The sequence below is a fragment of the Xanthomarina arctica genome (genome assembly GCF_014638915.1).
In the GTDB taxonomy this organism is placed as follows: Bacteria; Bacteroidota; Bacteroidia; order Flavobacteriales; family Flavobacteriaceae; genus Xanthomarina; species Xanthomarina arctica.
The window spans coordinates 132,166-145,104 of the sequence record NZ_BMFQ01000004.1; the positions used below are offsets into that span (position 1 = coordinate 132,166).

16 protein-coding genes are annotated in these 12,939 nt (G+C 32.8%); 9 read left to right on the top strand and 7 right to left on the bottom strand.

Annotation, left to right across the window (positions count from 1 at the left end):
* Positions 1 to 47: 47 nt before the first annotated feature.
* On the bottom strand, positions 48 to 1,127 hold the full coding sequence (recF, locus tag IEV77_RS15540) for a DNA replication/repair protein RecF (protein ID WP_188466489.1): 1,080 nt from the start codon (positions 1,125 to 1,127) through the stop codon (positions 48 to 50).
* Between the two features lie 131 nt (positions 1,128 to 1,258).
* On the opposite strand from recF, the gene IEV77_RS15545 reads away from it, so the two are divergent.
* From IEV77_RS15545 to IEV77_RS15585, 9 genes are all read left to right on the top strand, one after another.
* On the top strand, positions 1,259 to 2,029 hold the full coding sequence (locus IEV77_RS15545; RefSeq protein WP_188466491.1) for a tetratricopeptide repeat protein: 771 nt from the start codon (positions 1,259 to 1,261) through the stop codon (positions 2,027 to 2,029).
* 26 nt (positions 2,030 to 2,055) lie between these two features.
* Positions 2,056 to 2,538, top strand: coding sequence for a 6,7-dimethyl-8-ribityllumazine synthase (gene ribH / locus IEV77_RS15550; protein WP_188466493.1), 483 nt, complete (start codon positions 2,056 to 2,058; stop codon positions 2,536 to 2,538).
* A 176-nt stretch (positions 2,539 to 2,714) separates the two neighbouring features.
* Positions 2,715 to 2,927 carry a hypothetical protein gene (locus IEV77_RS15555; protein WP_188466495.1) on the top strand — a complete coding sequence of 71 codons (213 nt, stop codon included), beginning with the start codon at positions 2,715 to 2,717 and terminating at the stop codon, positions 2,925 to 2,927.
* Between the two features lie 2 nt (positions 2,928 to 2,929).
* Positions 2,930 to 3,205 carry a riboflavin synthase subunit beta gene (locus IEV77_RS15560; RefSeq protein ID WP_188466496.1) on the top strand — a complete coding sequence of 92 codons (276 nt, stop codon included), beginning with the start codon at positions 2,930 to 2,932 and terminating at the stop codon, positions 3,203 to 3,205.
* A gap of 8 nt (positions 3,206 to 3,213) precedes the next feature.
* Positions 3,214 to 5,067 (top strand): DNA mismatch repair endonuclease MutL, encoded by a 1,854-nt coding sequence (gene mutL, locus IEV77_RS15565; RefSeq protein ID WP_188466498.1) that lies wholly within the window; start codon positions 3,214 to 3,216, stop codon positions 5,065 to 5,067.
* A 15-nt stretch (positions 5,068 to 5,082) separates the two neighbouring features.
* The gene (locus tag IEV77_RS15570; protein ID WP_188467071.1) at positions 5,083 to 5,847 is read left to right on the top strand and encodes a rhomboid family intramembrane serine protease; all 765 of its coding nucleotides are present in this window, start codon (positions 5,083 to 5,085) and stop codon (positions 5,845 to 5,847) included.
* 2 nt (positions 5,848 to 5,849) lie between these two features.
* Positions 5,850 to 6,719 (top strand): rhomboid family protein, encoded by an 870-nt coding sequence (locus tag IEV77_RS15575; RefSeq protein ID WP_188466500.1) that lies wholly within the window; start codon positions 5,850 to 5,852, stop codon positions 6,717 to 6,719.
* Positions 6,720 to 6,733: 14 nt separating this feature from the next.
* A complete protein-coding gene (locus IEV77_RS15580; RefSeq protein ID WP_188466502.1) occupies positions 6,734 to 7,759 on the top strand; it encodes an endonuclease/exonuclease/phosphatase family protein in 1,026 nt (341 codons plus the stop codon).
* A gap of 8 nt (positions 7,760 to 7,767) precedes the next feature.
* Positions 7,768 to 8,094: a DMT family transporter gene (locus IEV77_RS15585; RefSeq protein WP_188466504.1), complete on the top strand. Its 327-nt coding sequence runs from the start codon at positions 7,768 to 7,770 to the stop codon at positions 8,092 to 8,094.
* On the opposite strand, the gene IEV77_RS15590 is transcribed toward IEV77_RS15585, so the two are convergent.
* The 6 genes from IEV77_RS15590 to IEV77_RS15615 form a co-directional block, all read right to left on the bottom strand.
* A complete protein-coding gene (locus IEV77_RS15590; RefSeq protein ID WP_188466506.1) occupies positions 8,095 to 8,403 on the bottom strand; it encodes a DUF6122 family protein in 309 nt (102 codons plus the stop codon).
* Entirely contained in the window at positions 8,400 to 9,023 is a 624-nt protein-coding gene (locus IEV77_RS15595; protein ID WP_188466507.1) for a WbqC family protein, read from the bottom strand. The genes IEV77_RS15590 and IEV77_RS15595 overlap by 4 nt, the downstream gene beginning before the upstream one ends.
* A 77-nt stretch (positions 9,024 to 9,100) precedes the next feature.
* The gene (gene lepB / locus IEV77_RS15600; RefSeq protein ID WP_188466509.1) at positions 9,101 to 10,678 is read right to left on the bottom strand and encodes a signal peptidase I; all 1,578 of its coding nucleotides are present in this window, start codon (positions 10,676 to 10,678) and stop codon (positions 9,101 to 9,103) included.
* Between the two features lie 63 nt (positions 10,679 to 10,741).
* Positions 10,742 to 11,443, bottom strand: coding sequence for a 4-hydroxy-tetrahydrodipicolinate reductase (dapB, locus tag IEV77_RS15605; RefSeq protein WP_188466511.1), 702 nt, complete (start codon positions 11,441 to 11,443; stop codon positions 10,742 to 10,744).
* A gap of 1 nt (position 11,444) precedes the next feature.
* A complete protein-coding gene (locus tag IEV77_RS15610; protein ID WP_188466513.1) occupies positions 11,445 to 12,047 on the bottom strand; it encodes a DUF5683 domain-containing protein in 603 nt (200 codons plus the stop codon).
* The gene (locus IEV77_RS15615) at positions 12,037 to 12,936 is read right to left on the bottom strand and encodes a ParB/RepB/Spo0J family partition protein (protein ID WP_188466516.1); all 900 of its coding nucleotides are present in this window, start codon (positions 12,934 to 12,936) and stop codon (positions 12,037 to 12,039) included. The genes IEV77_RS15610 and IEV77_RS15615 overlap by 11 nt, the downstream gene beginning before the upstream one ends.
* Positions 12,937 to 12,939 lie beyond the last annotated feature (3 nt).

Here is a 12,939-nt window from a genome sequence, read left to right on the forward strand (position 1 = left end):
TTTTTTAGTCTATTTTCTATACTCTTTAATCTATTTTCTTTTTTAAATTAAAGTTTAAAGATTTCATAAGATTGATGCACTTGTTTTACAGCCTTCTCTGTTCTCTCAGCATGTGTGTCGCTAATAAACAACTGCCCAAAATTTTCGTCATCAACTAATTTTATAATTTGCGACACTCTGTTTTCATCAAGCTTATCGAAAATATCGTCTAATAATAAAATAGGGTTTACACCGCTTTGTTCTTTAATAAAATCGAACTGAGCCAATTTTAAAGCAATTAAAAAGGACTTCTGCTGCCCTTGACTACCAAATTTCTTTATGGGATGATTTTCTATTTCAAAAATCAAATCGTCTTTATGCGTGCCAACACTTGTATATTGTATGGCCTTATCTTTATTGATAGCTTTCTTTAAAAGCGTTTCTAAAGTTTCATTTTGCAAATCGCTACTGTAAATTAAATTAACAATTTCGCTTCCATTACTAATTACTTTGTAACGCTCCTTGAATATAGGTGTAAACGTTTCTAAAAAGGCTTGTCTTTTTTCAAAAATGATACTTCCGTAACCGTCAAGTTGTTTATTATAAATATCTAAAGTGTCGGCATTAAAAGTATTGTTTAAAGCAAAATACTTTAGTAGCGAATTTCGCTGAACAAGCACTTTATTATAATTAATTAAGGTATTTAAGTAAGGTTTGTCGCTTTGAGAGATCACACTATCAATAAATTTTCGTCTTGTAGTGCTCCCTTCAATAATTAAATCTCCGTCCGCTGGCGAAATAATAACAAGAGGTAAAAAGCCAATATGGTCGCTAAATCTATCGTAAATTTTAGCATTGCGTTTTATCACTTTTTTCTGACCTTTTTTTAAACTAACAACAATTTTTTCGAGGTTATTTTCCTTTTCATAATCACCATTAATAACAAAATAACTTTCGTCATGTCTAATGTTTTGGGAGGCTATCGGATTAAAATAGCTTTTTCCAAAGGACAAATGATAGATAGCATCGAGCACATTGGTTTTTCCAACGCCATTGTTTCCTACAAAACAATTTATCTTGTTATTGAACTCAAAAGAGCGACTTTCAAAATTTTTATAGTTTAGTAAGGAAAGTGATTTTAAAATCATAAAAAAGTTACTTAAATATCGTTTTAAAATTATAAAATAATAAGTTGTGCAAATTATTGAAAAATAACAAATAAATAGGCTTTTATATATGAAGAAAAATCATATTTTTGCCACGCATTAATTTGAAAAATATGGCAACTTACAAGAAAAGAGGATACAAACCAGCAACGAAAGAGGAAAAGGAACATGATTCTGAAGAAAACTCAACAACTGCTGAGGTTTTTAATACATTAGATGAATCTGCTTCAAAAACTGAAGACTGGGTTATTGCTAACCAAAAATACATTTTTGTTATTATAGGTATAGTAGCAGCTGTAGTGTTAGGTTACTTAGGTTTTAATGAATTTGTTGCAAAACCAAAACAAAGCGAAGCTATGAACGAAATGTTCCAAGCTCAAAAATATTTTAACCAAGCAGTAACTGGAACTGAAAAAGATTCACTTTATACTTTAGCTCTTAATGGAGGTGAAGGTAAATTAGGAATGTTAGATATAACTTCTGAGTATAGCGGAACTCCTGCAGCTAATTTAGCAAACTATTATGCTGGAATGGCTTACTTGAATTTAAAAGATTACAAAAACGCAGTTACTTATTTAAGTGATTTTTCTAGCGACGATCTAATTTTGGCTCCTATGGCTAAAGGTAGTATTGGTGATGCGTTTGTGCAATTAAATCAAACTGAAGATGCTTTAGGTTATTACGAACAAGCTTCCAAATTAAGAAAGAACGATTTCACTACACCATTATATTTATATAAAGCGGGTATTGTTGCAATTGAATTAGGTAAAGCAGACAAAGCACTTACTTATTTTAACGATATTAAAGAAAACTACGCATCTTCTTCAGAAGCATCAAATATTGATGTATTTATTGGTGAAGCACAAGCGTTAGCTAATAAATAACATCTCCGAGTTTTCGGAAAGCAAAGATGGCTACAGAAAATAAAAATTTATCAGATTACGATAAAGCTACAATCCCAAGCGCGAAAAATTTTCGGTTTGGGATTGTTGTTTCAGAATGGAATGATACCATTACAGAAGGTTTGTTTAATGGTGCATATAGCGCATTAATAGATAATGACGTCGCTAAAGAAAACATCATCCGTTGGGATGTGCCAGGCAGTTACGAACTTATTTTTGGTTGCAAAAAAATGCAACAAAAGGGAGTGGATGCTGTAATAGCCATAGGAAGTGTCATTCAAGGGGAAACCAAGCATTTCGATTTTGTATGTGAAGCCGTATCTCAAGGTGTTAAAGATCTAAACATTCTACATGATGTTCCTGTAATATTTTGTTTACTCACAGATAATAACTTGCAACAAGCCATCGATCGTTCTGGTGGAAAGCATGGAAATAAAGGAACCGAAGCCGCTATTGCTGCCATTAAAATGGCGTTTTTGAATAAGCAATAAGTTATAAATTCCCTGCCTGTCAATAGGGAGGCAAAAACCAAATTCTACAAACTACTATTTTGAAGAATTAGCCTAAGCTGTAATTATGCTTTAGAATGTTAACAATTTTTGGCATTTCAAAGCCTGTTTTTCTTTGATTTTTAAGTATTTTTGAAAGATATCAAAGGATTATAATCGTGGCAATATTCAAAAAGAATAGACAGTTTAATATCAAGCCGAAGTTTCAAAATGAAACGGATGACAGTTTAGAGCAAGATCTTCAGTCAAAATGGCAAGATTTAAAGCAATCAAAAACGCGACAAAGTAGCATTTTAACTTCACCATTGTATATGGTCTTGTTTTTGATAGCTCTTATAGTATTGTGGTATTTTTTAAGTGGTTATGAATAAGTATGGGGATTTTTAAAACAAGAAAGAACAAAACGTATAGTTACACACCTAGACATTATCAAGGTGAAGGCAATCCGTATGAAATAAAACATAAATTCGACGATTTTAGAACAACCGTTGGAAGTAATAAAGGTTTAAAAAGGAAGTTGGTTTCTGCACTCAACGACTATAAAAATAATCAAGATCAAAAGGCGAATAAAAGGGTTTTGATCATTTTAGCCATTTTAATATTAATCTTCTTGATTTTTATTGAATTCGATTTATCCATTTTCTTTTAAAAGAGCACATGTCAGATATCATTCAGTTATTACCAGATCATGTTGCTAACCAGATTGCTGCAGGAGAAGTTGTACAACGTCCAGCTTCTGTGGTTAAGGAATTGATGGAGAATGCTATCGATGCGCATGCCACTACTATAAAACTTTTAATTAAGGATGCAGGAAAAACCTTAGTTCAGGTTATCGATAATGGCTCTGGAATGAGTGTTACAGATGCTAGATTAAGTTTTGAGCGTCATGCCACTTCAAAAATTAGGACTGCCGAAGATTTATTTCAACTACACACCAAAGGATTTCGTGGAGAAGCTTTAGCTAGTATTGCCGCTATTGCTCATGTGGAATTAAAAACCAAACAGGAGCAAGATGAGGTTGGAACCGAATTAATTATAGAAGGAAGTCAAGTGGTTTCTCAAAATGTGGTGGTGACTCCAAAAGGAAGTTCCATTGCTGTTAAAAACCTGTTTTTTAATATTCCTGCCAGGCGTAATTTTTTAAAATCGAATCAAGTAGAAACCCGTCATATTATTGACGAATTTCATAGAGTTGCCTTAGCACATCCAAATATTCAATTTGTAATGTACCATAATGGAAGTGAGGTTTTTAATCTTCCGGAAAGCAATTACAGACAAAGAATTGTAAATATTTTTGGTGCTAAAACCAATGAAAAACTGGTTCCTGTCAATGAAGAAACCGAAGTTCTTGAAATTTCCGGTTTTGTTGGAAAACCAGAATACGCTAAGAAAACCAGAGGGGAACAATTCTTTTTTGTCAACGATAGATTTATAAAAAGTGCCTATTTAAATCATGCTATTGCATCTGCTTTCGATGGCCTTTTAAAAGATAATACACATGCAAGTTATTTTCTAAATCTAAAGGTAAATCCTCAAACCATAGATATCAATATTCATCCAACTAAAACAGAAATTAAGTTTGATGATGAACATACGCTTTATGCTATTTTAAGAGCCTCGGTAAAACATAGTTTGGGGCAGTTTAATATTGCGCCTGTTTTGGATTTTGAGAGAGATTCTAATTTAGATACACCATATAATTACAAGGATATTCACAGTCCAGGTGTTCCAAAAGTTGAAGTAGATAGAAGTTATAATCCATTTCAAGAAAAACAGTTTTCTGGAAGACAAACTACCGCATTTAAAAAACAAACGCCAACAAATTGGGATAGTTTGTATGTAGGTTTGGAGTCTAAAGGCACACAAACACAACAAGATTTTAGTAGCATTCAATTTGAAAGTGACCCACAAACAGGATCTATCTTCAATGATCAGACTCAGGTTGAAACCAAACAAACCACATTTCAAATTCAGAATAAATATATAATTAGCACCATTAAATCTGGGATGTTGGTCATCGATCAAAATAGAGCTCATCAAAGAGTTTTATACGAAGATTTCCTGAAGAATATGACCATTAAGGAAAGTATGAGTCAGCAACTTCTCTTTCCTGTGCAACTTCATTTTACACCTCAAGAAATTGAAATTTTAAAACAAGTTAAAGAAGATTTAGAACATACTGGTTTTTTGTTTTCAAGTTTCACTAAGGATGGCATTGAAATTTCAGGAGTTCCAATTCATGTTCCTGGAAGCGAAGCATCAGTCATTTTAGAACAATTAATAAACGATATTGAAAACGAAGTACCAGACAGTAATTTTAGTCCTACAGATTTGTTGGCAAAATCCATGGCTAAAAGTTTGGCAGTGAAAACAGGACAAAGCCTTACAGTTATGGAACAAGAACATTTGGTCAACAGCTTGTTTGGTTGTAAAGAACCAAATATGTCGCCTACAAATAAATCGACTTTCATTACGTTAAGTATAGACGAGTTAGATAAAAAATTTATATAAGTATTAAGCCTTATGATGAATAATATTACAGATACCGTAAAACATTTAATTATTATAAACGTCGTCATGTTTATAGGGACTCTAGCCATTGGGGGTTTAGCCTTTGGAGAGAATACCTTATTCTACGATTGGTTTGCTTTACATTTTCCAAAGAATCCTGCCTTTCAACCTTGGCAAATAATTACACACATGTTTATGCATGGTGGATTTATGCATATTCTATTTAATATGTTTGCGCTTTGGATGTTTGGAACTGCAGTAGAACGTCAATTGGGAGCGAAAAAATTTCTATTTATTTATATTTCCGCAGGACTTGGTGCTGTTTTATTCCAATTAGGCTTTTATTATTTTAATTTCTTACCTGGTTATAACGAATTGATTAATTCTGGTTTATCAAATGAAATGGTAGTTGAGATGCTAAACACCGGTCAGACTACGGCTAATGTAAACGATACTCAATTGGGTATTTTACAGAACCTATTTCAAATCTTTCACGCTTCTATGGTTGGTGCTTCGGGTTGCATTATGGGAATTTTAGCTGCTTTTGGTATGATGAATCCAGACGCCAAATTGATGCTAATCTTTTTACCAGTTCCTATTAAAGCCAAGTATTTTATTCCGGGAATTATTCTTCTTGATGTTATTTCAGCTATAACAGGACAATCATTTTTTAGCCCTAGTAATACAGCTTATATGGCTCACATTGGTGGCGCTTTAACAGGTTTCATCATCATGTGGTATTGGAAGAAGACACAGTTTAATAAAAATCGTTGGAATTAGAAATGACAACACTTAACAAAGACATACAAGACAAGCTTGAAAACTTAAACGTATTCGAAAAAATAATAGGTATTAACCTAATTATCTTTTTTATCGGGTTATTTATTAAAGTTGTCTTTACCATAAATTCTAGTTTAAGTTGGCTTGAACTACCGAGTAACGCTTTAGATTTTATTTTGAAACCTTGGAGTCTAATTACCTATGGATTTGTGCATTACGATTTCTGGCACATTCTCTTTAACATGTTATGGCTTTACTTTATTGGTCGGATGTTTATGAATCTGTTTTCAGTAAAACTAGGTTTGAATGTGTATTTTCTAGGAATTATTTCAGGAGGTTTGTTGTTTCTATTAGGTTACAATGTTTTTCCAGTGATTTTTGAAGGCAGTAGTCGCCTTGTTGGGGCATCTGCGGGAGTTAGAGCTCTCTTGATTTTTCTATGTGCTTACATGCCAAATACTGAAGTTAGATTTTTTACTTTCAATTTAAAACTTTGGTATCTTGGTGTTGGGATTGTAGTTATTGATGCCTTAGGCCTTTTCGGATTAAATGCCGGAGGAAATTTGGCTCATATTGGAGGTGCTTTGTTAGGCTATTTTTATGCTGTTCAATTAAAAAAAGGAACAGATATCGGTAAAGGTTTTGAGAAACTAATGGATTGGTTTTTAAATTTGTTTAAAAAATCTAATAAATCGCCATTAAAAACCGTTTATAGAAAGAAATCTCAAAAGGTTGCCGGTTATTCTAAAGATGAATTTAACGAGTTTAACAATCAGAAAAAGATTGATATTATTTTAGACAAAATTAGTAAAAGTGGTTATGATAGTTTAACCAAAGAAGAGAAAGAGTTTTTATTTAAAGCAGGTAAATAAGAGAATAAATATATATGAAAAACCTAAAGCATATAGATAAATTAATTTATATAGTTAATGCTTTAGTGGCAACCATGCTTTTGCTTTCGTATGTACTTCCTTATTTTCCGCCAAAAACCTTCGCATTGCTTTCCGTTTTAAGTTTAGGAGTTCCTTTCTTAATTTTAATCAATGTGGTTTTCTTTATTTATTGGTTGATAAAACTTAAAAAGCAACTCATAATGTCTTTTGTGGTTTTAACCATTGGGTATTTTACTTTAGGTTCCTTTTATAAGTTTTCTTCTTCAGATTTGGAACCTGAAAAAACAGATCTTTCTGTAATGAATTACAACGTTCGATTGTTTAATTTATACGAATGGATTCCAGAAAAAGGTGTTGAAAATAAGATGGTAGATTTTATAAAATCAAAATCTCCAGATGTTATTAGTATGCAGGAATATCATCCACATAAAAATATCGATTTGTCATTTTTTAAATACAAGTTTGAAAAGCTTTCGGGGAAAAAAGTAAAATACGGACAGGCTATTTTTTCACAATATCCAATTATAAACTCGGGTTCTGTTGAGTTTCCTAATACGTCTAATAATGCCATTTTTGCAGATATTGTTAAGGGTAAGGACACACTTCGTATTTACAATGTTCATTTACAATCCCTTCGTATTGATGCCAATGTTGAAAAGCTAAAACAAGAAGATTCCGAATGGATTTTAAAGCGCGTGGAACAAACGTTTAAAATGCAACAGGAGCAAACTGAAATATTCTTGAAACATAAAGCAAGTAGTCCTTATAAAATGATTATTTGTGGCGATTTTAATAATTCAGCATTTTCCTATGTTTATAAAGAGGTTAAAGGCGAATTAAAAGATGCTTTTAAAATGGCAGGAAATGGTTTTGGACGCACGTACGACTTTAAATTTTTCCCAATTAGAATAGATTTTATCTTAGCTGAAAGTTCATTTGAATTCACAGATTTTAAGGCGTTTGATAATAAATATTCAGATCATTTTCCCATTTTAGCAACCTTCAAACTTCATCCATAACAAAACAAATGAATTGGATCTTATTAATTATTGCTGGTTTATTTGAAGTGGCTTTCGCGGCCTGTTTAGGAAAAGCAAAAGAATCTACTGGCACTGAAATGACTTATTGGTACGCAGGCTTTTTAATTTGTCTAGCTATAAGTATGTATCTGCTTGTTAAAGTAACTCAAGAATTACCAATTGGAACAGCTTATGCTGTTTGGACGGGAATTGGCGCTGTGGGAACCGTACTTGTGGGTATTTTTGTTTTTAAAGAACCAGCTAGTTTTTGGAGAGTCTTCTTTTTAGTTACTTTAATTGCTTCCATTGTTGGTTTGAAATTCGTTTCAAATTAATTACATCATCATACAATCTACACTATCGGCCAAGATATGTATAACCAAACCTAAACCTATCAATCTGGTTTTCTTTGGAAATAATAAAAGTACATAAACTGCTATAGCGTAATAGGTGTGTAGTGGATGAAAATTGATACTACATCTATTTGGAGCGAACATGGGATTGGCCAAAAGATGATCTAAATCTATGAACATCCCACAAAGCATGATTAAATAGGCCTTGATCCAATGTTTTTTAAAGAAAAGTAGGGCCACAACCAAAGGCAATAAAAAGTGAATGCCATAATGTACTACAGGTTGTATCATGAAATGTGTTTGTATTGACTTTCTAAATAATTCAAAGCATTTGTACCTTCATTAAACAAGACATCCAGAATGCTTAAATTAGGAATGAAACCATGCTTGTCGTTGAATACTTGGGTGTAAGTATCAAAATTATATGAAATTTGTTTTCTAGCATTTACTAGAAACCGGTAATCTGATTTATCTTCTAAAGTCTTTTGATAAATTTCGGTTTTAGAACTCTTTAAATCCAGTTGCAAGCAATCGAAAACAGTGTTCATACACTTTAAATTGAAATCTAAAAGATAGTCTGCTTTCTCTGTAAATAAATGGCGTAGTTCATCTTCATAATATTCAAAAAAAGGGGAGGTTTTATATGCGGATTCTAAAGATTTCCAATGAATGGCTTGCCAGTTTTCAACATTAGAAATCTTAAGATCACGATATTTTTGTCTGTCTTTTTGCGAATGAATTACAGGAACACTTAATTGCAAGATGCCGTTTGCGGCATAGATATAAGTTCTATTTCTATAGGTTTGCTTTTGATAATTATCGTCCATTTCAAACGTTACTTCGTTCGCCTGAGCCATTGCAGCAACATGTGCAACGTTGGGGAAGTAGGTTGGATGGATAAGTATGTTCATTTATTGTTGTTTGCTGTTTGTTGTTAAGTTGCTAAAAATTATTCAATTAAACGACAAACAGCTTTACGACTAAACAATTAGCTATTGGCTTTTTTACGTTTTCTCCATTGGCTAAATCCAAACAATCCAGCTATGATAATTAAAAATGGAATGAAGTAAGATGTTGCAGTTCCACTTCCATGAACGGTTGTAAAGAAACGTTCCCAACGAGGTTTTCCAAATCTATCCCAACTCATCCAGATTAATACAGGTTTTCCTACCACGTGATCGAATGGTACAAATCCCCATGACCTAGCATCTTGAGAGTTATGTCGATTGTCTCCCATCATCCAATAGTAATCTTTCTTGAACGTATAGGTGTTTGCAACTTCACCATTTATAAAAATTTGGTTTCCTTTTACTTGTAATGTATTGCCTTCGTACTCTGTAATAGCACGTTTGTATAATGGTAATACTTCTAAATTTAAATCGATAGTTGCTCCAGCTTCAGGAATATAAAGTGGTCCAAAAAAGTCGTTGTTCCAATCGTAATTAGGATCGTGAGGAAACACACTAGCTTCACGTTGTCCTTTTTCACGTTTCAAAGGCTCTATACTTTTTACATTTGGATGGTCTTTAAATTGCTCTAAGCCTTCCTCCGTTATTCCAGGGAAATAACTTATAGAATAATCTTGATTGTATTGCGGTAAGTCTGTTATTCCGTATCTTTTTGTTAATTGCTCATTGTTAAAAGGACCATTTTTAGTTTCAACTTTATAAGAAAATTGAATTTTTGCTCTATCAGGTAATTCATTTTGTTTGCCATTAATAAAGACGTATCCATCACGAACCTCCAAGGTGTCTCCAGGAATACCTACACTACGTTTTACGTAATTGGTTTTTTTGTCTATAGGTTTGTAACGGTTTCTGTCCGTTCCACGCATGGTTAACATGGTATCTACTGGCCAGTTAAATACAACAATGTCATTTCGTTTAATTTTCTGAAAACCAGGAATACGCATGTAAGGTAATGACAGTTTATTTATAAATGCAGTATTTTTTTTCTCTACATTATCGTTGTATAAATAAGATTTCTTATTTAAAAAAGGGATCGTATCATGTACCATAGGTGCCGAAATTGTAGTCATTGGCACACGAGCTCCATAATGAAACTTACTTACAAATAGAAAATCTCCAACCAATAAAGACTTCTCTAAAGAAGAGGTTGGGATGGTGTAAGGTTGAATAAAGTAGGTGTGTACAATTGTAGCTGCTACAATAGCAAAAAGAATCGAGCTTACCCAATCTCCGGCAGAAGTTCTAGGGTGTAAATCTCTGTTTTCTATATGTTTTAAATCTAAGGCGTAGTTAAGATAGTAATTGTAAAAACCTAAAGAGAAAACTGCTAAAATAGTATCTGTAGTCGTGTTTTTTCCAAAACTTCTAGCTGTTTCCACCCAAACCACAGGAAACATAATAAGGTTTACTATAGGTAAGAATAGTAAAATGGTCCACCACCAAGGTCTATTGATGATTTTCATTAAAATAACAGCATTATAAACAGGAACAAAGGCTTCCCAAGCTTGTCTGCCAGCTTTTATATATAATTTCCAAGTTCCTAATCCGTGAATTATTTGAATTACTAATAGGAAAATAAACAATTGCGTTAATGTCATAATAATATCTTTTGTTTTTTATAAGTGCAAAAACACTAAAAAATGTTACTTTTTATTTGGGTGTTAACCAATATTTAACACATCATTCATGGTAAAAACACCTTCTTTACCTAGAATCCATTCGGCAGCAACTATGGCCCCAAGGGCGAAACCTTCTCTGCTGTACGCGGTATGTGTTAAATTTATGGAATCTGTTTTACTTTTATATTCAATGCTATGTGTTCCAGGCACATCATCTATTCGGTTAGCTGTAATTAATATACTTTGTTCTTTTGTATCGTTTAATAACCATTTAGAATAGGCTTGATGTTGAGAAATAATATCTTCAGCCAATGTAATAGCAGTACCACTTGGAGCATCGAGTTTTTGGGTATGATGCGTTTCTTCAATAGAAACTTGATATTGTTTTAATTGGCTCATCATTTTTGCTAAATTTTTGTTTAGCTCAAAAAAAATGTTGACACCCAGACTAAAATTAGAGGCCGTAATAAAAGCTCCTTTATTTTCTTTACAAAGTTTTACGGCATTTTCGTAGTTGTCTAACCATCCGGTAGTTCCTGAAATTACAGGAATCCCTTGTTTTAGACATTTTGCTATATTGAAAAAGGCCGCTTTTGGAACACTAAAATCTATGGCGACATCTACTTGAGACAAATCGTAACCATCCTCATCGTTCGTTTTTATAACTATTTCGTGTCCACGTTGTAAGCCTATTTGTTCAATAGTTTTACCCATTTTCCCATAGCCAAGTAAAGCAATTTTCATCTTAAAATTTGTAATTAAGTGTTAAGCCTAGATCCCCAGTATTATCATATTCATTCATCTGGTAATGTGGTCTTAGTGATAAATTATCATCCACATTAAACTGTGCTAAATGTGCGTCAACATTAGCCCAGACAATATTTAAAGCATAAATACCAATGGTTACTAAAAGAGATATTTCTCTATTTCTTCCAAATTGTTCTTGGGCATCTTGCAAACCGTCTGTAGATATCGTTCCGTAAAATTCATCTGTATCAAAACCTGCTAAACGACTTTTATAGGCATCTCTATAACGATTGTACTGATTATTGTTATCAACATAAAAATAAATACCAGCACCAAGGCCTGCATAAACAACAGGTATTTTCCAATATTCTTTTAGATAGGCATGTCCCAAACCAGGTAATACAGCAGAGTAAAATGCGGCACGAGCAGGAGACAAAGGATCGATAGGAACCTTAGTTACAGAAGCTACCTCAACAACCAACTCTTCAGTTGGAATGTTGTTCTCATTCTTCTTTTCGTCCTTTTTTTTATCGTCTTGAGCTACCATTGATAAACTAAAGGTGAATAAAAAAACGGCTAATATTACAAATTTATTTGGCACTATTTATTAGTTTTAAAATGCGATTAAAATCTTCTTCCGAATGAAAAGGAATACTAATATTACCTTTGCCATTCTTAGAAACTTTAACGTTAATTTTATGTCCAAAGTATTCTGAAAAATCCTTAACACCATTTTTAATATATTTAGGAGTTTCTAGTTTTTCTGGAATACTTACTGTTTTTTCCTTTTGGTATGATTTTACTAAAGCCTCTGTGTCTCTAACCGATAATTTATTAGAGATAATTTTCTCATAAATATCTAGTTGAATTCCTTGGTCTTCAATGGTTATAATTGCTCTCCCATGACCCATGGAAATAAAGCCATCACGCATGCCTGTTTGAATAATAGGATCTAATTTTAATAAACGTAAGTAATTGGCAATGGTTGAGCGTTTTTTTCCAACGCGATCGCTCATTTGCTCTTGCGTTAAATTAATTTCGTCAATTAATCTTTGATATGATAACGCAATTTCAATAGGGTCTAAATCTTGACGTTGAATGTTTTCCACCAAAGCCATTTCCAACGATTCTTGATCGTTTGCAATACGTATGTAAGCAGGAATGGTTGGTAAGCCAATTAATTTTGAAGCTCTAAAACGTCGCTCTCCAGAAACTAATTGAAATTTATTGTAATCTAATTTTCTAACTGTTATAGGTTGAATAACACCCAATTCTTTAATTGAAGAAGCTAATTCTAGTAACGTTTCTTCATTGAAATTGGTTCTTGGTTGAAACGGATTTATTTCAATAGATTCTAAGTCTAATTCAACAATACTGCCAATAACTTTGTCTGCATTTTTATCTTGAACTGATGTTATGTCGTTTGATGGATCTTTTAAAAGAGCCGATAATCCTCTACCTAAAGCTTGTTTTTTTGTTGCCTTCGCCATTTA